This is a genomic window from Streptomyces sp. NPDC005492 (genome assembly GCF_040605995.1).
Lineage (GTDB): Bacteria > Actinomycetota > Actinomycetes > Streptomycetales > Streptomycetaceae > Streptomyces.
Window position 1 is genome coordinate 1 of record NZ_JBEXDX010000008.1, and the last position, 19,425, is coordinate 19,425.

Here is a 19,425-nt window from a genome sequence, read left to right on the forward strand (position 1 = left end):
GTTGATAGGCCGGATCTGGAAGCCCCGTAAGGGGTGGAGGTGACCGGTACTAATAGGCCGAGGGCTTGTCCTCAGTTGCTCGCGTCCACTGTGTTGGTTCTGAAACCACGAACAACCGTCGTAGCTTTTGCCACGGCTCCGGTTGTCTGTTTCATAGTGTTTCGGTGGTCATAGCGTGAGGGAAACGCCCGGTTACATTCCGAACCCGGAAGCTAAGCCTTACAGCGCCGATGGTACTGCAGGGGGGACCCTGTGGGAGAGTAGGACGCCGCCGAACAAATATTGCGAAAACCCCGTGCCATATGGCACGGGGTTTTTTGCGTTTAGGCTCGTTCCCATGCGCTATGACCTCGTGATCTTCGACAACGACGGTGTTCTCGTCGACAGTGAGCCGATCTCCAACAGGATCCTCGCCGGCTATCTCACCGAACTGGGGCATCCGACCACGTACGAGGACTCCATCCGTGACTACATGGGCTCGGCGATGCACCGGATCCATGAGCTGGTCCTGGAGCGGACCGGGCAACGGTTGCCGGGCGACTTCGACGACCTCTTCCATGCCCGCGTGTTCGCCGCGTTCGAGCGGGAGTTGAAGCCGGTCGGCGGGGCCGTCGACGTGCTGGAGAAGTTGGCGGCGGACGGGGTGCCGTACTGCGTGGCCTCGTCCGGGAGTCATGAGCGGATTCGGGTGGGGCATCGGACGACCGGGCTCGACCGGTGGTTCGAGGAGGGGCGGGTCTTCTCCTCGCAGGACGTGGGGCGGGGTAAGCCGGCGCCGGATCTGTTCCTGTACGCGGCCGAGCGGATGGGCGTCGTACCGGAGCGGTGTGTGGTCGTGGAGGACAGTCCGCTGGGGGTGGAGGCCGCTGTCGCAGCCGGGATGGATGTCTATGGGTTCACCGCCATGACGCCTGCTGAGCGGCTTGCCGGGGCCACGGAACTCTTCGGTGACATGCGGGAGTTGGCCGACCTGCTCGTCTGACATTTGTCATGCCGAGGTCCGGACGATCGGTTCTACTGGCGGTGGGGGCGTCGGCGGCAGTCTGAGTGCATGACGACGAACACGGGCTCCAAGAAGCAGAACTTCGCGCCGCTCCTCATCGACGTGGCGGTGCCGATCGGGTCGTACTACCTGCTGAAGAGCGGGTTCGGGATGAGCACGGTGGCGGCGCTCGGGTGGAGCAGTGTGGTGCCGGCGGTGCGGACGGTGTGGGGTGTGGTCGCCGAGCGGACGATCAATGCCTTTGCCGCCCTGATCCTCTTCGTGAATGTCGTCGGGCTGCTGCTGAGTCTTGTCGCCGGTGATCCGCGGCTGATGCTCGCCAAGGACAGCGGGGTCAGCAGTGTCGTCGGGATCGGGGTCCTGGTGTCGGTGGCGATGGGGCGGCCGATGATGACCGCCGGTATGAAGCCGTTCCTGGTGAAGGGTGACCCGGAGCGGGAGGCCGCTTTCGAGCGGCTGTTGGGCGGGTCGGCGGCCTTTCAGCGGGCCGAGCGGCGCTTCTCGCTGGTCTGGGGTGTCGCGCTGCTTGGAGAGTGTGTCGCCCGGGTCGTCGGCGCGTACACGCTGCCGGTGGACACGATGGTCTGGCTGGGTACGGTCGTCATGATCGGCACGATGGCCGTGACCGCGGTGGTCAGTGGTGGTGTCGCCGTCGGGCCGATGACGGAGATGATCGCCGAGGAGCTCAAGGTCGGGGAGGCCCCCTCATCTGCGGTTGTTCCCTCGCTGGTTGCCGCTCGGTAAAGGTGAACCGAATTCATCTTTGGCTGGATCTACCCACGAGTACGCCGGGGCCCTTACGCTCGCCGCCATGACAGATGTGCTGCGGCGCGGTAGGGCCTCGTTGGCGTTCAGCTTCTTCGCTCAGGGCGCCACCTTCGCGCTGCTCGTGACACGGATCCCGGCGATCCAGGACCGGTACGGGGTATCGGACGCGCTGCTGCCCGTCTTCCTGGCCGCCGTACCGATCCTCGCCGGGGTCGGCAGTGTCACGACCGAGCAGTTGGTGAAGCGAATACGGCCCAGCGTGCTGCTGCGCTGGTCCCAGCCCGTCGTGCTGCTGGCGCTGCTCGGGGTCGGGGCCGGGGACAACATGGCCGAACTGGCCGTCGCGCTCGGCGTGTTCGGGCTCGCGGTGGGTGCGCTGGACGCCTCGATGAACATGCTCGGGGTGAGTCTCCAGCGGACGTACGGGCGGAGCATCATGCTCAGCTTCCATGCCGCGTACAGCCTGGGCGGGATCATGGGGGCCTCGCTCGCGTGGGCGGGGGCGCACTGGCATCTGGCGTTGTGGGTGTCGTATCTGCCCGTGGTGGCGGTGTTGCTGCCGGCGGCCCTCGTGGGGAGTCGGTGGTACGTCGACGGGAGTGGGTCGGGCGTCGAGGGCGAGGGGGCCGAGGCCGGGCCGCTGGTCTTCAAGTTGCTGCTGCCGCTGTGTCTGGTGATGACCTTCGCCTATATCGGGGACTCGACGGTCTCCAACTGGAGCGCGAAGTATCTGAAGGACGTGCTGGGCAGCTCGGAGCAGGTGGCTACCGTTCCGTACAACGTCTACATGGTGACGTGCCTGCTCGGGCGCGGGATCGGGGACCTCGGGGTGCGGCGGTTCGGGGCCGTGGCTGTCGTACGGCTGGGGGCGGTGGTGGCCGCGCTGGGGTTCGCCGTGGTGGCCGTGGCGCCCGGGGCCTGGGTCGGGATGCTCGGGTTCACCCTGTTGGGGCTCGGGTTGTGTGTGCTGGTGCCGCAGACCTTCGCGGCTGCCGGGCGGTTGTTCCCGGGGGCCTCCGATACGGCGATCGCGCGGCTGAATGTCTTCAACTACGTCGGGTTCCTGATCGGTTCGCCGTTGGTCGGGGCGTTGGGCGACGCGTGGAGTTATCGCTGGGCGATGCTCGTGCCGATGGTGTTGGTGCTGGTGACGTTGGTGTACGCCCGCTCGTTCGCGCCCCAGGTGGACCGATACGGTGACGGGCATGAGCGGGCGCGCACAGTTGATGTGGGACGAGGCAGTAACGGGCTATGACTTCGGTCCGGACCATCCGATGGATCCGGTCCGGCTCGCCCTGACCCGGAGACTCGTCGACGCCTTCGGGCTCGACAAGGACGTGGATGTCGTCGCGGCGAAGCCCGCCGGTGATTCGACGCTGCGGCTCGTCCACCGGGAGGACTACGTCCAGGCGGTGAAGGCCGCCTCGGCCGATCCGGAGTCGGCGGACGGGGCGTATGGGCTGGGGACGATGGATGATCCCGCCTTCGCCGGGATGCACGAGGTGTCCGCGCTGATTGCCGGGCAGTCGGTGGGGGCGGCCGAGGCCGTGTGGCGTGGGGACGCGCTGCACGCCGTGAACTTCGCGGGTGGGCTGCATCACGCGATGCCGGGGGCGGCTTCCGGGTTCTGTATCTACAACGACGCCTCGCTGGCCATCGCGCGGCTGTTGGAGCTGGGGGCCGAACGGGTCGCGTACGTCGATGTGGACGTGCATCACGGGGACGGGGTCCAGGCGGCGTTCTGGGAGGATCCCCGGGTGCTGACGATCTCGCTGCACGAGCATCCGCGGACCTTGTTCCCGCAGACCGGGTGGCCGGAGGAGACCGGGGCCGCGAGTGCGAAGGGCTCCGCGGTGAACGTGGCGCTGCCGGCCGGAACCGGGGACGCGGGGTGGCTGCGGGCCTTCCACTCCGTCGTACCGGAGCTGATCGCGGACTTCCGGCCGCAGGTGCTGGTGACGCAGCACGGGGCCGATACGCACTTCGAGGATCCGCTCGCGCATCTCGCCGTGTCGCTGGACGCGCAGCGGGCCGTGCAGGTGGCGTGCCATGAGCTGGCGCACGAGTACGCGGACGGGAAATGGGTCGCGCTCGGTGGGGGTGGTTATGCCGTGGTGGAGGTGGTGCCGCGGTCGTGGACGCATCTCGTCGCGATCGCCGCGGGGCGGGAGATCCCGCCCGAGGCGATGATCCCGGAGGGGTGGCGGCAGGAAGTGTTCGCGCGGACGCGGCAGTTGGGGCCGCAGCGGATGACGGATGGGCGGTGGCCGGTGGCCTACGCCTCCTGGGAGGCGGGCTACGACCCTGCCGACCGCCTCGATCAGGCGATCGTGGCGGCTCGGCGGGCCGTGTTCCCGCTGCGGGGGTTGTTGGCGTAGGCCACCGGTTGCTGTCCTGATCGATGCGGGCCGGTGCTGACAAGTGCCGGGAGCGGATGGTCGGTCCGCCCCCGGCGCGGGTGCCTCAGCCGCAGTGCCCCGAGTCGCCGCCCTTGGCCGTGCCGATGACGCCGTACCAGACGGCGCACTCGCCGCGGGCGGGCATGTAGACGGGGCCGGCGTACGACGTGTACTGGCCGCTGTCGACGACCGGGGTGCTCTCGTGGTTGACGCTGATGTTGAGTTCGACGGCCATGAAGATCTTGGCGCCCGGGGCGTTGCGGATGGTCACGGCGCAGTTCTTGCCGGTCGACTCGTTCCAGGTCAGGAACACCTTGCCGACGTTGCCGACCGGAGTGGAGTCGATGACCTTGTAGCCGGTGCCGCAGGCGCCGTTGTAGGTGGCGGTGGCCGCCGCCTTGGCGGAGGTGGTGGTGGCCGCCGAGGCCGGCGCGGTGGCGGCGACCGTGCCGCCGAGGGCCAGCACGGTCAGGGCCGCGGCGGTCGTGGTGCGGCGGGACAGGTTCAGCTTCATGGTGTTCCCCCTGTTGATGTGATCGTCAACTCGCTTGGGACGGTTGGTCGTTCCGTCCACGCAAGGTGAGACCCGGGACCCCGTACGGCAGTTGTGGTGGTTTTTGTCACTGTTCTGTCACCGGGACTACGCCAACGGTGCGGTGTTTCCGGCGTTCCCCCCGTGCCCGGTGCCGGGGTCCGTCACCATCGCTCCCGTGTTGACCACCGGCGCGCTCCGCGCCCATCTGCTGGCCGCCAAGCTGGCCGGGCCCGTGGCGACCTCGCGGGAGGAGAGCCTGCGGAGCTACCGGGCCTTCGCCGCCCGGGACCCCCGGGTGCTGATCGGACTCGATCCCGAATGGACATGGGGACAGCGGGACTTGATCGGTCTGATGGCGGACAAGTGTGGAGTTTCGGCCGACCCCGAACATGTTTCCGGGCATGATGTGATCGACCCGGAGCGGACCCTGACCGCTCTGGATGCTTTCGCCGACCGGTTGGCGGCGGTCGCGCAGCGCAGTGGGACCGTGCTCCTCGGTACCGGGCATCCGCATCGGCTGCTCGGGTTCTACGCCGACTTGGCGGACGCGCTGTCGGCGGCGGGATGTACTGTCCTCACCCCGGCGCATGGTCGCTGTGTCGACATAACGACCCGGTTCGGTCTACGCACCTACAACCTTGCCTACGTACGAGGCGTCGCGCTCGTCCGCGATCCTGGCCCCGAACGCCCCGGTTGTGAGCCCGGCGCACACACGCACTCACCGCTCCCGGTTCGTACCGTGCTGGCTGCGGCGGCGGAGGCCGGCGGGGTGCTTCCGGAGCTGGTGATCGGAGACCACGGATGGGTCTGCGGAGCAGGTCAACTGGGGTTTGAGGCCATTGGGCTCGCGGATACGGATGACCCCGCGCTCTTCGTGGGGGAGGCCGAGGGGTCGGTGTCCGTGGTAGTTCCGCTTGATGACGCTGTGCGGTCCGATTACTACCGCCCGCTTACCCGCTACGTACTCAATCGAGCGTGTCTGTCACAGTAGGCCGCCGATGGGTGCACCTCTTCCCCACTCGCATCACCCGCCCCTACATTGGGGAGTGAGCACGCAACGACGAAGAGTCATCGGAAGGGGAAGCCGGTGACCGTCGAGTGCGGAAGGTTCAGGTGTGTCATGGCTGCTGGCGAGAGGCCTCTGAACGAGGTTCAGTTCCTTACCGTGGCGGAGGTCGCCTCGGTGATGCGAGTGTCGAAGATGACCGTGTACCGGTTGGTGCACAGCGGTCATCTGCCCGCTATCCGGGTGGGGCGGTCCTTCCGCGTCCCCGAGCAAGCGGTACACGAGTACCTTCGCGAGAGTTATGTGGGGGTGGAGACAGCCTGAGGCGAACCCTCGATTACGACCTCAGCGCTCGGACGGGTAGGCTGGCCCCTTGTAGGTCGTATGGGCCCATGATGCCCAGCACCGAGTGATGAGAAGTGAGCGAGGGTAGTCGTGGGCTCTGTTATCAAGAAGCGGCGCAAGCGGATGGCTAAGAAGAAGCACCGCAAGCTGCTGAAGCGCACGCGCGTTCAGCGTCGTAACAAGAAGTAGACGACGCGACGCGGCGAAAGCGTCTCCTGTGGCCCCCCACCGAATTCGGTGGGGGGCCACAGTCATGTGCCGAATGTGGGTACTCGCCATGTCGGGCGTCAGGCGGTCATCACAGCGCAACACCGACCCGCTAGGTTGGCCGCACACGGGTAACGCAAAAGGAAGGCGCTGATCTTGGGGAAGGTCGTGCTCGTGACCGGAGTGGCCCGTCAGTTGGGGGGCCGGTTCGTACGACGGATTCAGCGTGACCCGGAGGTCGACCGGGTGATCGCCGTGGACGCGGTCCCGCCCGGGCACCATCTGGGGGGCGCGGAGTTCATCCAGGCCGACATCCGGCAGCCCACCATCGCGCGCGTGCTCGCCGAGTCGGGCGCCGACACGGTCGTGCACATGGACGTGACGGGCACCGCGCTGGGCAGCGGCAACCGGACCACGGTCAAGGAGACCAACGTCATCGGCACCATGCAGCTCCTCGGTGCCTGCCAGAAGTCGCCGGTCGTCAAGCGGCTGGTGGTGAAGTCCAGCACCAATGTGTATGGGTCCGCGCCGCGCGATCCGGCCGTCTTCACCGAGACGACCCCGCCGAAGTCCCTGCCCAGCGGCGGCTTCGCCAAGGACACCGTCGAGGTCGAGGGCTATGTGCGCGGCTTCGCCCGCCGCCGCCCCGACGTCGCGGTGTGCGTGCTGCGGTTCGCCAACATCCTTGGTCCTACGGCGGATTCGCCGCTCGCGTCGTACTTCTCGCTGCCGGTCCTGCCGACCGTGTTCGGCTACGACCCGCGGCTGCAGTTCGTCCACGAGGACGACATGATCGAGGTCATGCGGATCGCCTCGCACGAACCGGAGCGGGGCACCCTCAACAGCGGCACCTTCAACATCGCCGGGGACGGCGTCCTGTTGCTCTCCCAGTGCTCCCGGCGCCTGGGCCGCCCGACCGTGCCGCTGCTGCTGCCCGCGGTCACCTGGGCCGGTTCTCTGGTGCGGACGCTGGGGATGACGGACTTCTCTCCCGAACAGATCCGGTTGCTCACTCACGGCCGGGTCGTGTCGACGGTCCAGATGCGCGAGACGCTGGGGTACAAGCCGAAGTACACGACCGCCGAGACCTTCGCGGACTTCGCGCGCGGCCAGGGCCCGGGGCTGCTGCCGCCCGAGGCCGTCGCGGGAGCCGTCGACCGGATCGCCGCGCTGTCCCGACCGGGCAGTGGCCACACCCCGACGCCGAGCGCCAACTGAGGAGCGCATCAACGATGGCGGATGCCAAGGTCATTCCGTTCGACGACGACCGGTCCCGCGCGAACGCCGTGCAGCGGCCGCAGCGGCGTCGGAGTACGGGGAGCCGGCGCAAGAACGGCGAGCCCGCGCTGGTCCGTGAGGTCCAACCCCTGCCCGGACTGGACCTCGCGCAGGATGATGTTCTTGTGGAGCGCGGGGAACAAGAGCCGGAGCGGGCACCGGACGACGAGGTCGGCCAGGGTGCTCAGAGTGTCCAGGGCGGCCTGGAGCGCCGTATCGCCCACGGCCTGTCGTTCCTGCGCCGCCGGCTGACCGGGGACTACGAGGTCGACGACTTCGGCTACGACGCGGAGCTGACCGACCAGGTCCTGATGTCGGTGCTGCGCCCGTTGTACGAGAAGTACTTCCGGGTCGAGGTCAAGGGCATCGAGAACATCCCGGCCGAGGGCGGGGCGCTGATCGTCGCCAACCACTCCGGGACGCTGCCGCTGGACGGCCTGATGATGCAGGTCGCCGTCCACGACAACCACCCCGCGGGCAGGCACCTCCGGCTGCTCGCGGCGGACCTGGTGTTCATGCTGCCGGTCGCCAACGAGCTGGCCCGCAAGGCCGGTCACACCCTCGCCTGCGCGGAGGACGCCGAGCGGCTGCTGGGGCGCGGTGAGCTGGTCGGTGTGATGCCGGAGGGCTTCAAGGGCATCGGCAAGCCGTTCAGCGAGCGCTACAAGCTGCAGCGCTTCGGCCGGGGCGGCTTCGTCTCGACGGCCCTGCGGCAGGGCGCCCCGATCATCCCGTGCTCGATCGTGGGCGCGGAGGAGATCTACCCGATGATCGGCAACTCGAAGACGCTGGCCCGGGTCCTGGGCTTCCCGTACTTCCCGATCACCCCCACGTTCCCGTGGCTGGGCCCGCTCGGCGCGATCCCCCTCCCCACGAAGTGGACGATCCAGTTCGGCGAGCCGATCCCCACGGACGGCTACCCGCCGGAGGCGGCCGAGGACCCGATGCTGATGTTCAACCTCACGGACCAGGTGAGGGAACAGATCCAGCACACGCTGTACAAACTGCTGGTGCAGCGGCGGTCCGTGTTCTTCTGACGGCGGCTTCGCGCGACCGTTGTCTGAGAAACCTGACATGTGCCTGTGGGGCTACGGGAAAGTCCCGTAGCCCCACAGGCATGTGATGGTCGCCTAGTTGGCGTCCTCGCCGTCGATGCCCAGGCCCGGCAGAAGGCCCGGGAGCAGGGGCGGGAGGGTGACGTCCGGTTCGGGGATGGTCGGCTTGGTGGTGGACGGGGATGCCGTGCCGGAGGACTTCGGGGGGTCCAGGAGGCCGCCTGTGTTGCCGCCGAGGAGGCCGTCGCCGGTGGTGGCGGACTCGGTCGGAGTGGTGGAGTGGCTGTTCTCGGCGGAGCCCTCCGCGGTGCTCGGGGTCGTCGAGCGGTGGGAGCCGGAGGAGCCGCCGGTGGACGGCGTGTCGGGGGCGCGGTGTCTGCCCGTGCCGCCGGTCGATTTGGCCGGGGGCTGGGGGAGCAGCGACTGGAGCGGGGCGACCTCTTCGTCTATGGCGTCGAAGACCGAGGAGACCTGGTCGCTTACGTCGCCGAGCTGGACGGGCAGGCGGTCGCGGAGCGCGCCCCAGGCCTCGCGGTGCGAGCGGGAGAACGCGGAGAGGGCCTGGATGGGGCCCAGGGAGTTCGGGTCCTGCTCGTACGCCTCGTGCAGCAGGCGGTGGCCCTCGGACGCGTCGTGCGTCATCCCGGACAGCGTGCGGCGGATCTCGCCGAGCTGCTCGTGGTCGAGGTGGCCGCCGCGGTCCCGCTCGATCAGCCGGCGTGCCTCGCTCAGGCGGTTGGACGCCTGGTCGAGGTAGGCCACACCGCGCTGGTCGTCGCCTTCGGACAGGTAGTTGAGCTTGAAGTCCTCGATGCCGCGCTTCAGGCCGTAGAGCGAGTCGCCGGGCAGGGCGCCCGAACTCGCTGCGGCCACTCCGCCGAAGGCACCCGCGGCCACCCCGACACTCAGTCCGCCGGCCGCGAGGCCCTTGGTCAGGCGGGTACGCGGGCGAAGCTTGCCCAGGCCGGTGGCCCGGTGCGCGCCCCGGGACCGATGCGAACGCTGCTCCGGTACCGAAGGTTCCGGTGCCTCGCCCCCTTGCAGCAGGGCCTCGAACGCGGCGACCAACTGGGCCCGCTGGACGACCTTGACCTCGGGGTCCAGCACGGGTTTGGGCAGCTCGCCGAGACCGGTGGCGAAGGCCAGCATGCGGCCCTGCTCGGTCTGTTCCGCAGCAGCCGGGGCCGGGGCCGGTCCTTCGGACTGCTCGGCCGCCGTACCCCGGTCGGACTGCTCCTCTTCCAGGGCCTGGGCGAAGGCGTTCGCCCGCCGGTGCGCCGATACGTTCGCGATCACTGGCGGCACCTCCTCTCGTCATGACGGTCGACTCCCCAGGGGGTCCTGAGGGTTGCACAGCCTGACCGCATCCACACGATCGAGTGATCGGAGAGAGTCAGGACGTGACCACAGGGAGCCTGTATCCCGCACAACGAGCGGCGCGGCACTTGGGTTACGGACGACGGATGATCCGACCGCGAACTCAACGGACTTTCACTGAGCGCGAGTTGGGCGCTACCGAGCGTATGCCGTCAGCGGGCGTCGTCCGGGAGAAGCCGGGCGAGAGTCCGCACGGCCCGGTACTGGAGGGTCTTGATCGCGCCCTCGTTCTTGCCCATCACCCGGGCGGTCTCCGCGACGGAGAGGCCCTGGAGGAAGCGGAGCGTGACGCACTCCTGCTGCTGGGGGTTGAGCCGTCGTACGGCGTCGAGGAGGGCGGCGTTCGACAGGGACTCCAGGACGGAGTCCTCGGGGGAGCGCTCGACCTCGTTGGCGTCGAGCATCTCGCCGGTGGTCACTTCCAGCCGGAAGCGGCTCGACTTGAAGTGGTCCGCCACGAGGTTGCGGGCGATGGTCACCAGCCAGGCGCCGAAGTCGCGCCCCTGATAGGTGAACGTGCCGATGCGGCGCAGGGCGCGCAGAAAGGTCTCGCTGGTGAGGTCCTCGGCGGTGGCTTTGCCTCCCACTCGGTAGTAGATGTACCGGTACACAGTGTCGCTGTACTGGTCGTAGAGGCGGCCGAAGGCGTCGGCTTCGCCGGCCTGGGCACGCTCCACGAGGTCCATCATCCGGCCGCTGTCGCTGTCAGCGGCCGGACGGCGTGCGGTGGCGGCGCCGGCCGAGCGCCCTCGTCTGCCAACGGCCGCGCCGCCGTCGGCCAGTGCATAGCACGGACCGACGGGTGCGGTGGTGGCGAAGGCGGCGGGGACGGCGTACGCGGTGGGGACGAAGCCGCGCAACAGGTCTTGGACCGTTGCGCGCAGCGTAGCCAGGCCCGAGGCGTCAACCCCGACGTGTGGGTACACGGGACTCCCAGAGGCAGAGCTTCCATCACGTGCAGTACCGGAACATTCACCCGTCGTAGCGACGGAGGGGTACCGGATTGCGTCTGAGGAGAATAACGCTTCGTGCAGGCGCTGCTACACCCAGTTGCTCAAATCATCGATTACGTCGCTTCTGTAACCGGTTGACGCCCGATCAAGTACCGCAGAGTGACCGGTTGTTGATCAGAACAGTCCGAATTCAGTCAGGGACCGGGGCGTGTTGTGGCCGTGTGCAGCCAACGTGACTGGACAGCGGGTTACGCGGGTACGACTCGTGGATTGGCTGTGTTTACCGCGTCACCGGCGTCGGCGGTGCAATGCGATCGCCGCGGCCGTGCCGCCGGCCACCGCGCCCACGCCGGCCGCGGCCGGGATGCCGACCTTGGCCGCCCTGCGGGCCGTGCGGTAGTCGCGCAGCCGCCAGTCCAGCTCCCGCGCGTGCTTGCGCAGCTTGGAGTCCGGGTTGATGGCGTAGGGGTGCCCGACCAGCGACAGCATCGGGATGTCGTTGTGCGAGTCGCTGTACGCGGCGCAGCGGGACAGGTCCAGGCCCTCCGCGGCCGCCAACGCCCGTACCGCCTCCGCCTTCGCGGGGCCGTGCAGGGGTTCGCCGACCAACTTGCCGGTGTAGACGCCGTCGACGGACTCGGCGACCGTGCCGAGCGCGCCGGTGAGGCCGAGGCGGCGGGCGATCACATTGGCGATCTCCACCGGGGCCGCCGTGACGAGCCACACCTTCTGACCCGCGGCCAGGTGCGCCTCGGCGAGGGCGCGGGTGCCCGGCCAGATGCGCTCGGCCATGTACTCGTCGTAGATCTCCTCGCCGATCGACTGGAGTTCGGCGACGCGGTGACCCTTGACGATGGACAGCGCGGAGTCGCGCGCGTCCTGCATGTGCTCGGGGTCCTCGGAGCCGGCGAGCCTGAACCAGGCCTGCTGCCAGGCGAACCTGGCGAGGTCGCGGGTTTCGAAGAACTTCCGCTTGTACAGGCCACGGCCGAAGTGGAAGATCGACGCGCCCTGCATGACGGTGTTGTCGAGGTCGAAGAAGGCGGCCGCTCTGTCGTCGCCGAGGACGGGGAACTCGGGCTCCTGAGCCTCTTCCGTGCGGGCGTCCTGTATGTCCTGGACATCCTGCGACGACTTGCGCGCTGCCTCCGCAGAGGCCTCGCCTGCCAACACGCTCCGCGCCGTGGCGGAGCGCCTACGGGGAGTGAGCCATCCGAGAGCGGCCATGTCGTGAGCATAGCCATTCTGTTCGGTGGTTCCGGAGCCGCCAGGTACGGACGCTGTGAACTCTCCGCGACCTGACCGTTAAAGAAGTCCTCGGACGGCGTGAGAATGGTGTGCATGAGTCATCTCGTGACCCTCATCGGGAAGCCCGGCTGTCATCTGTGCGAGGACGCGCAGCTCGTCGTGGAGAAGGTGTGCGCCGACCTCGGTGTCTCCTGGGAACAGAAGGACATCACCGAGGACCAGCGGCTCCACGACGAGTACTGGGAGCAGATTCCGGTCGTCCTCGTGGATGGGAAACAGCACACCTTCTGGCGGGTGGACGAGGGGCGGCTGCGCCGGGAACTGACCAAGTAGTTCAACGCGCACCCGAACGTCGCTTAGGATCGACGGCGGTTTGGTCTCGGGGGCGGGAATTACGAGGAGTGTGGCGGTTTTGCCCCCTGGAATGCGCCTGGGACGCGTGTGCGTGACCCCGGTCACGTTGGCCGGGCAAAACGGACACCATCTTTGTGCACGCGTTCACAAAGACATAGCCTGCTTTCGACGGGGCGGTCTTGGTACGTGTGACCGCCTACAGCCCCGCTCTACCCGCAGGAGCACCGTGGCAACTGGCCGAACTCACCGACCGGCGACCCGTAGCCGAGGGATTCCCGAGGCCACCGTCGCCCGTCTCCCGCTGTACCTCCGCGCGCTGACCGGACTCTCGGAGCGCTCGGTACCCACGGTCTCCTCCGAGGAGCTCGCGGCCGCCGCGGGGGTCAACTCCGCGAAGCTGCGCAAGGACTTCTCCTATCTCGGCTCCTACGGCACCCGCGGTGTGGGCTACGACGTCGAGTACCTCGTCTACCAGATCTCCCGCGAACTGGGCCTGACCCAGGACTGGCCGGTCGTGATCGTCGGTATCGGAAACCTCGGCGCCGCCCTCGCCAACTACGGCGGGTTCGCCTCCCGGGGCTTCCGGGTCGCCGCCCTCATCGACGCCGACCCGGCGATGGCCGGCAAGCCCGTCGCGGGCATCCCGGTGCAGCACTCGGACGAGCTGGAAAAGATCATCAGCGACAACGGCGTCTCCATCGGCGTCATCGCCACCCCCGCCGGTGCCGCCCAGCCCGTCTGCGACCGGCTGGTGGCCGCCGGGGTCACCTCCATCCTGAACTTCGCGCCGACCGTGCTGACCGTCCCGGACGGCGTCGACGTCCGCAAGGTCGACCTCTCCATCGAGCTGCAGATCCTCGCCTTCCACGAGCAGCGCAAGGCCGGCGAGGAGGCCGCCGCCAACGAGGACGGGCACCCGGCCGCCGCCCGCCGCGGCGACTCCGCCGAGCAGGGACCGGACGGGGACGTCCCCGCCGTGATGCCGGCATGAGTCTCCTCGTCGTCGGGCTGAGCCACCGCAGCGCCCCGGTCAGTCTCCTGGAGCGGGCCACGCTGAACGCGGACGCGCAGATCAAGCTCCTCCAGGACACGGTCGCCGCCGAACCGGCCACCGAGGCCGCCGTCCTCGCCACCTGCAACCGCGTCGAGCTCTACGCCGACGTGGACAAGTTCCACGCGGGCGTCGCCGAGCTGTCCACGCTGCTGGCCCAGCACAGCGGGGTCGGCCTGGAGGAACTCACCCCTTATCTCTACGTGCACTACGAGGACCGGGCCGTCCACCACCTCTTCGCGGTGGCCTGCGGCCTCGACTCGATGGTCGTCGGCGAGGGCCAGATCCTCGGCCAGATCAAGGACTCGCTGGCCAAGGCGCAGGAACTGCACTCCGCCGGGCGGCTGTTGAACGACCTGTTCCAGCAGGCCCTCAGAGTCGGCAAGCGCGCCCACTCCGAGACCGGCATCGACCGCGCCGGCCAGTCCCTGGTCACCTTCGGCCTTCAGCAGCTCTCCTCCGGTACGCCGGTGGAGGCCTGGGTGAAGGGGAAACGCGCCCTGGTCATCGGCGCCGGCTCCATGTCGTCGCTGGCCGCCGCGACCCTCGCCCGTGCCGGGGTCGCCGAGATCGTCGTCGCCAACCGCACGTCCGACCGCGCCGAGCGCCTCGCCCAGATCATCACCGAGGGCCCCGAGACGGACGTGTCCGCCCGCGCGGTACCGATGGAGTCGGTGCCGTTCGAGCTGACACGTGCCGATGTCGCCGTGTCCTGCACGGGCGCCACGGGCCTGGTCCTGACGGCCGAGGCGGTCGCGCAGGCCGTCGAGGGCCGGGTGCCGCAGGACGCGGCGGCCGATCGCACGGCCGCGCCGGACGACGTACGCGAAGAGCTTCCGCCGACCTCCGTCGGGACCGAGGACGGCTGTCCGCTGGACCTCTCGGCGGTGCAGGGCGCGACCGGCTTCTCCGTGATGGGGGAGGCCGCCGTGGCCGGCATGGACGCGGCGACGCTGGAGCAGCACGCGGCCTGGGTCGCCGGGGCCACCGTCGACCGGCGCGAGACCAGCCGCCGTACGCCCGAGGCCGAGGCGGAGCTCATCGCCGCGCTCGCCGCCATGGCCGTGACCGTGGGCCGGATCCCCGAGCGGCGCAGGCCCGAGCCCGTCGCGCGGATCCCGCGCCCGGCGCCCGCGCTGTCGCTCCTCGACCTCGCGATGCCGCGGGACGTGGACGCCGCCGTGCACCGGCTGGCCGGGGTGCGGCTCGTGGACATCGAGTCGCTCGCCGAGGCTTCCGCGGACGCTCCGATGGCGGCCGACGTGGACGCGGTCCGGCGTATCGTCTCCGACGAGGTCGCGGCCTTCGGGGCAGCCCAGCGGGCCGCGCACATCACGCCGACCGTGGTCGCCCTGCGCGCCATGGCCGCCGATGTCGTCGCGGGTGAGATCGCCCGGCTCGACGGACGGCTGCCCGGCCTCGACGACAAGCACCGCGCCGAGATCACGCAGACCGTGCGGCGCGTCGTCGACAAGCTGCTGCACGCCCCGACCGTACGGGTCAAGCAGCTCGCGGCCGAACCCGGCGGCGCCGGGTACGCGGACGCGCTGCGCACCCTGTTCGACCTCGACCAGGAGACGGTGGCCTCCGTCTCCAGGGCCCAACAAGACTCTGAGAACGAGAACAGCAAGAACCGAGGGCCAGCATGAGTAGCACACTGAGGCTCGGGACCAGGCGAAGCAGACTCGCCCTGGCCCAGTCCGGGTTGGTGGCGGATGCCGTGAGCCAGGTGACCGGACGGCCCGTCGAGCTCGTCGAGATCACCACCTACGGCGACACCTCCCGCGAACACCTCGCGCAGATCGGCGGCACCGGGGTCTTCGTGACCGCGCTGCGTGAGGCGCTGCTCGGCGGTGAGGTCGACTTCGCGGTTCATTCGCTGAAGGACCTGCCGACCACGCAGCCCGACGAGCTGGTGCTCGCCGCCATCCCGGAGCGCGAGGACCCGCGGGACGTACTCGTCGCGAGGGACGCGCGGAAGTTCACCGACCTGCCCCGCGGGGCGCGCATCGGTACGGGCTCCCCGCGCCGCACGGCCCAGTTGAACGCGTACGCGCGCGGCCACGGCCTCGACATCGAGACGGTCCCGATCCGCGGGAACGTCGACACCCGGATCGGCTTCGTGCGGGACGGTGAGCTGGACGCCGTCGTCCTCGCCGCCGCCGGGCTGAGCCGGATCGGCCGGATCGACGAGGTGACCGACTTCCTGTCGGTCGACACGGTTTTGCCCGCCCCCGGCCAGGGGGCCCTGGCGATCGAGTGTGCCGCGGACCACGCGGACCTGATCGCCGCGCTCGGTGAGCTCGACGACCCCTTCACACGGGTCGCCGTGACCGCCGAACGGTCCCTGCTCGCCGCCCTGGAAGCCGGCTGCTCCGCCCCTGTGGGCGCGCTGGCCGACTTGCTGGCCGACGGGCAGATTGTCAAGGAAATGCGTCTGCGCGGGATAGTCGGCACGACCGACGGATCGCGTACGGTGCAGACGTCCACCACCGGTCCCGTGCCCGAGACGCATGACCAAGCACTGGCGCTCGGTCGCGAACTCGCCGCCGAGATGCTTGCCCAGGGCGCGGCCGGTCTCATGGGGGAGCAAGCCAAGTGAGCCCCACCACTCTTCCCGCCGCTGGTCCGGAACACGGGCACGTCACCTTCCTGGGTGCCGGACCCGGAGATCCGGGACTGCTCACACTGCGCGCCGTGGAGGCGCTGGCGAACGCGGACGTCCTCGTCGCCGAGCACGAGGTGCTCGACGTCGTACGTGCGCACGCCCGATCGGGCGTGGCCGTCGTGCATCCGGATCCGGGTCCTTCGTCGGACGCGTTCCCGGGCACAGGCACGCCTCAACTAACGGTTGTTGACGGTGTGTCAACAACCGTTGGCCTACCCGCTGTACGGGATGCGGCACATCTTGTCATGGAGGCCGCGCGGGGCGGCAGGCGGGTCGTACGTGCGGTGTCCGGGGACCCGGGACTAGATACGTACGCCGCCGAGGAAATGCTCGCCTGCGCCCGCGCCGGTGTGCCCTTCGAGGTCGTCCCCGGTGTCGCGGCGGCCGTCGGCGTGCCCGCGTACGCCGGTGTCCCGCTGCGGGACGCGCAGGGTGCGGACGTCCGGTTCGTGGACGCCCGTACCGCCTCGGACCGCTGCTGGACCGAGGTCGGCGCGTCCGACGGCACGGTCGTCGTGTCCACCTCGCTGGACTCGGTCGCCGCGGCGGCCGGTGAGCTGGTGGCCGCCGGCCGCAAGCCCGATACGCCGATGGCGGTCACGGTGGCCGGCACGACCACGCGCCAGCGCACCTGGTCCGCGACGCTCGGCACCATCGCGCAGACGCTGAAGCAGGCGAAGGTGCTGCCGTCCCCGGAGGGTGGCCGGCCGGTGATAGCCGTGGTCGGTGAGCGTTCCGCCGCCGCCCAGCGCGACCAGTTGTCGTGGTTCGAGTCCAAGCCGCTGTTCGGCTGGAGGGTCCTCGTCCCGCGCACGAAGGAGCAGGCGGCCTCGCTCTCCGACCAACTGCGGTCCTACGGCGCCGTACCGCACGAGGTGCCGACCATCGCCGTCGAACCTCCGCGCACGCCCCAGCAGATGGAGCGCGCGGTCAAGGGGCTCGTCACGGGCCGCTACGAGTGGATCGCCTTCACGTCGGTCAACGCGGTCAAGGCCGTACGCGAGAAGTTCGAGGAGTACGGGCTCGACGCGCGTGCCTTCGCGGGCATCAAGGTCGCCGCCGTCGGCGAGCAGACCGCCAACGCGCTGATCGCCTTCGGTGTGAAGCCGGATCTGGTGCCGAGCGGGGAGCAGTCCGCCGCCGGTCTGCTGGAGGACTGGCCGCCGTACGATCCGGTCTTCGACCCGATCGACCGGGTGTTCCTGCCGCGTGCCGACATCGCGACCGAGACCCTTGTCGCCGGGCTGATCGAGCTGGGCTGGGAGGTCGACGACGTGACGGCCTACCGGACCGTGCGGGCCTCGCCGCCGCCGGCCGACACCCGGGAGGCGATCAAGGGGGGTGGCTTCGACGCCGTTCTCTTCACCTCGTCGTCCACGGTGCGGAACCTGGTGGGTATCGCCGGGAAGCCGCACAACGTGACCGTGATCGCGTGCATCGGTCCCGCTACGGCGAAGACGGCCGAGGAGCACGGGCTGCGGGTGGATGTGATGGCTCCGGAGCCGTCCGTGCACAAGTTGGCCGAGGCGTTGGCGAACTTCGGGTTGCGGCGGCGCGCCGCGGCGCAGGAGGCGGGGGATCCCGTCACCCGGCCCAGTGAGCGCCGGCCGGGTGCGCGGCGGCGGCGTACGACCTGAGGCAGAGGTGAGTGGGGGTGCGGGGGCCGCGCCCCCACACCCCCGAAAACTGTGCGATATGTGCACCGACTCACCGTCGGCAAAGGTGCCCCTGAGGCGGGCGTAGCGTAGAAGTCATGACGACGTACGGATCCTTTCCCGGCTCGCGCCCCCGGCGGCTGCGGACCACCCCCGTCATGCGCCGCATGGTCGCCGAGACCCGGTTGCATCCCGCCGACTTCATCCTTCCGGCGTTCGTGCGTGAGGGAATCTCCGAGCCGGTGCCGATCTCGGCGATGCCCGGGGTCGTACAGCACACGCGGGACAGTCTGAAGAAGGCGGCCGCCGAGGCGGTGGCGGCGGGGATCTCCGGGATCATGCTGTTCGGGGTGCCGGAGGAGAGCAAGAAGGACGCGCTCGGCACGCCGGGGACCGACCCGGACGGGATTCTCCAGGTCGCGTTGCGGGATGTGCGGGCCGAGGTCGGGGACGAGCTGCTCGTCATGTCCGACCTGTGCCTCGACGAGACCACCGACCACGGCCACTGCGGTGTACTGGACGAGCAGGGGCGCGTCGACAACGACGCCACGCTGGAGCGGTACGCCGAGATGGCTCAGGTGCAGGCCGACGCGGGGGCCCATGTCGTCGGGCCGAGCGGGATGATGGACGGGCAGATCGGGGTCGTCCGGGACGCGCTCGACCAGATCGGGCGGGAGGACGTGTCGATCCTCGCGTACACCGTCAAGTATTCGTCCGCGTTCTTCGGGCCGTTCCGCGAGGCCGTCGGTTCCTCGCTCAAGGGGGACCGCAAGACCTACCAGCAGGACCCGGCCAACTGGCGTGAGTCCCTGCGGGAGTTGGCGCTCGACCTGGAGGAGGGCGCCGACATGGTGATGGTGAAGCCGGCCGGACCCTATCTGGACATCCTGGCCAAGGTCGCCGACGCCGTGGACGTGCCCGTCGCCGCCTACCAGATCTCCGGCGAGTACTCGATGGTCGAGGCCGCCGCCGAGAAGGGCTGGGTGGACCGGGACCGCGCGATCTTCGAGACACTGACCGGGATCAAGCGGGCCGGAGCGCGGAACATCCTGACGTACTGGGCCGTGGAGGCCGCGCAGAAGCTGCGCGACTGAGACAGGGGCGGGGTGGGGGGACTCGGGGTGGACTGGTTTGTCGAACCGCTGCGCAAGTACGCGGTGTTCAGCGGGCGCGCGCGGCGCCAGGAGTACTGGACATTCGTGCCGGTCGTCTACGGCGTCTACGTCGTGCTGGCCGGCCTCGGGATCTCGACCAGGTCCCCGGCCCTCGTCGTCGCCGCGTTCCTCGTCACTGTGGGGAGCCTGCTGCCCGCCGTGGCCGTCACCGTCCGGCGGCTGCATGACACGGACCGGTCGGGCTGGTGGTTCCTCATCGGCTTCGTGCCGTTCGTCGGCACCGTCGTCATGCTGGTCTTCCTGTGCACGGAGAGCGAGCCGGGCGAGAACCGGTTCGGCTCGTGCCCGAAGGTGATCCCCGCGCACCTCTGAGCACCGGTGACCGCCGACCGGTCGGCAACGCTTCGA

20 protein-coding genes and 1 rRNA gene are annotated in these 19,425 nt (G+C 69.4%); 17 read left to right on the forward strand and 4 right to left on the reverse strand.

Annotated elements, in window-relative coordinates; all coding sequences use genetic code 11:
- Window positions 1-160: 160 nt before the first annotated feature.
- The 5 genes from rrf to ABZT04_RS13245 all read left to right on the forward strand — a co-directional run bounded on the left by rrf (window position 161) and on the right by ABZT04_RS13245 (window position 4,149).
- A 5S ribosomal RNA gene (gene rrf / locus ABZT04_RS13225) occupies window positions 161-277 on the forward strand.
- Between the two features lie 60 nt (window positions 278-337).
- Window positions 338-982 (forward strand): HAD family hydrolase, encoded by a 645-nt coding sequence (locus tag ABZT04_RS13230; RefSeq protein WP_356056213.1) that lies wholly within the window; start codon window positions 338-340, stop codon window positions 980-982.
- 69 nt (window positions 983-1,051) lie between these two features.
- On the forward strand, window positions 1,052-1,747 hold the full coding sequence (locus ABZT04_RS13235; RefSeq protein ID WP_356056215.1) for a VC0807 family protein: 696 nt from the start codon (window positions 1,052-1,054) through the stop codon (window positions 1,745-1,747).
- 67 nt (window positions 1,748-1,814) lie between these two features.
- Window positions 1,815-3,026, forward strand: coding sequence for an MFS transporter (locus tag ABZT04_RS13240; RefSeq protein WP_356056218.1), 1,212 nt, complete (start codon window positions 1,815-1,817; stop codon window positions 3,024-3,026).
- Window positions 2,977-4,149, forward strand: a complete 1,173-nt coding sequence (locus ABZT04_RS13245) for an acetoin utilization protein AcuC (RefSeq protein WP_356056220.1) — start codon at window positions 2,977-2,979, stop codon at window positions 4,147-4,149. The genes ABZT04_RS13240 and ABZT04_RS13245 overlap by 50 nt, the downstream gene beginning before the upstream one ends.
- An 85-nt stretch (window positions 4,150-4,234) precedes the next feature.
- Here the strand turns inward: ABZT04_RS13245 and ABZT04_RS13250 are convergent, their stop codons facing one another.
- Window positions 4,235-4,684 (reverse strand): spore-associated protein A, encoded by a 450-nt coding sequence (locus ABZT04_RS13250; RefSeq protein ID WP_356056222.1) that lies wholly within the window; start codon window positions 4,682-4,684, stop codon window positions 4,235-4,237.
- Window positions 4,685-4,880: 196 nt separating this feature from the next.
- Between ABZT04_RS13250 and ABZT04_RS13255 the strand changes: the two genes are divergently transcribed.
- From ABZT04_RS13255 to ABZT04_RS13275, 5 genes are all read left to right on the forward strand, one after another.
- Window positions 4,881-5,696 (forward strand): phosphatase, encoded by an 816-nt coding sequence (locus ABZT04_RS13255; RefSeq protein ID WP_356056224.1) that lies wholly within the window; start codon window positions 4,881-4,883, stop codon window positions 5,694-5,696.
- A 129-nt stretch (window positions 5,697-5,825) separates the two neighbouring features.
- Entirely contained in the window at window positions 5,826-6,035 is a 210-nt protein-coding gene (locus tag ABZT04_RS13260; RefSeq protein ID WP_093781815.1) for a helix-turn-helix domain-containing protein, read from the forward strand.
- A 111-nt stretch (window positions 6,036-6,146) separates the two neighbouring features.
- Entirely contained in the window at window positions 6,147-6,245 is a 99-nt protein-coding gene (locus ABZT04_RS13265; RefSeq protein ID WP_003948845.1) for an AURKAIP1/COX24 domain-containing protein, read from the forward strand.
- A 174-nt stretch (window positions 6,246-6,419) separates the two neighbouring features.
- Complete coding sequence (locus tag ABZT04_RS13270; RefSeq protein WP_356056226.1) at window positions 6,420-7,481, forward strand: NAD-dependent epimerase/dehydratase family protein; 1,062 nt, start codon at window positions 6,420-6,422, stop codon at window positions 7,479-7,481.
- A gap of 14 nt (window positions 7,482-7,495) precedes the next feature.
- Window positions 7,496-8,578, forward strand: coding sequence for a lysophospholipid acyltransferase family protein (locus ABZT04_RS13275; protein WP_356056228.1), 1,083 nt, complete (start codon window positions 7,496-7,498; stop codon window positions 8,576-8,578).
- A 93-nt stretch (window positions 8,579-8,671) separates the two neighbouring features.
- On the opposite strand, the gene ABZT04_RS13280 is transcribed toward ABZT04_RS13275, so the two are convergent.
- From ABZT04_RS13280 to ABZT04_RS13290, 3 genes are all read right to left on the reverse strand, one after another.
- Window positions 8,672-9,892 (reverse strand): DUF5667 domain-containing protein, encoded by a 1,221-nt coding sequence (locus tag ABZT04_RS13280; protein ID WP_356056230.1) that lies wholly within the window; start codon window positions 9,890-9,892, stop codon window positions 8,672-8,674.
- A gap of 233 nt (window positions 9,893-10,125) precedes the next feature.
- Window positions 10,126-10,899: an ECF subfamily RNA polymerase sigma factor, BldN family gene (locus tag ABZT04_RS13285; RefSeq protein ID WP_356056232.1), complete on the reverse strand. Its 774-nt coding sequence runs from the start codon at window positions 10,897-10,899 to the stop codon at window positions 10,126-10,128.
- A gap of 315 nt (window positions 10,900-11,214) precedes the next feature.
- Window positions 11,215-12,153, reverse strand: a complete 939-nt coding sequence (locus ABZT04_RS13290; protein WP_356056234.1) for an HAD-IB family hydrolase — start codon at window positions 12,151-12,153, stop codon at window positions 11,215-11,217.
- A 114-nt stretch (window positions 12,154-12,267) separates the two neighbouring features.
- On the opposite strand from ABZT04_RS13290, the gene ABZT04_RS13295 reads away from it, so the two are divergent.
- From ABZT04_RS13295 to ABZT04_RS13325, 7 genes are all read left to right on the forward strand, one after another.
- Window positions 12,268-12,507 carry a glutaredoxin family protein gene (locus ABZT04_RS13295; protein WP_356056236.1) on the forward strand — a complete coding sequence of 80 codons (240 nt, stop codon included), beginning with the start codon at window positions 12,268-12,270 and terminating at the stop codon, window positions 12,505-12,507.
- Between the two features lie 247 nt (window positions 12,508-12,754).
- Window positions 12,755-13,519 carry a redox-sensing transcriptional repressor Rex gene (locus ABZT04_RS13300; RefSeq protein ID WP_356056237.1) on the forward strand — a complete coding sequence of 255 codons (765 nt, stop codon included), beginning with the start codon at window positions 12,755-12,757 and terminating at the stop codon, window positions 13,517-13,519.
- Window positions 13,516-15,228 (forward strand): glutamyl-tRNA reductase, encoded by a 1,713-nt coding sequence (locus tag ABZT04_RS13305; RefSeq protein ID WP_356056239.1) that lies wholly within the window; start codon window positions 13,516-13,518, stop codon window positions 15,226-15,228. The genes ABZT04_RS13300 and ABZT04_RS13305 overlap by 4 nt, the downstream gene beginning before the upstream one ends.
- Window positions 15,225-16,181 carry a hydroxymethylbilane synthase gene (gene hemC, locus ABZT04_RS13310; protein ID WP_356056240.1) on the forward strand — a complete coding sequence of 319 codons (957 nt, stop codon included), beginning with the start codon at window positions 15,225-15,227 and terminating at the stop codon, window positions 16,179-16,181. The genes ABZT04_RS13305 and hemC overlap by 4 nt, the downstream gene beginning before the upstream one ends.
- Entirely contained in the window at window positions 16,178-17,884 is a 1,707-nt protein-coding gene (locus ABZT04_RS13315; protein WP_356056241.1) for a uroporphyrinogen-III synthase, read from the forward strand. Before hemC ends, ABZT04_RS13315 begins: the two co-directional genes overlap by 4 nt.
- 116 nt (window positions 17,885-18,000) lie before the next feature.
- The gene (gene hemB, locus ABZT04_RS13320; protein WP_355923351.1) at window positions 18,001-18,996 is read left to right on the forward strand and encodes a porphobilinogen synthase; all 996 of its coding nucleotides are present in this window, start codon (window positions 18,001-18,003) and stop codon (window positions 18,994-18,996) included.
- 27 nt (window positions 18,997-19,023) lie between these two features.
- The gene (locus ABZT04_RS13325) at window positions 19,024-19,389 is read left to right on the forward strand and encodes a DUF805 domain-containing protein (RefSeq protein ID WP_356056243.1); all 366 of its coding nucleotides are present in this window, start codon (window positions 19,024-19,026) and stop codon (window positions 19,387-19,389) included.
- The last annotated feature ends 36 nt before the right edge of the window (window positions 19,390-19,425 follow it).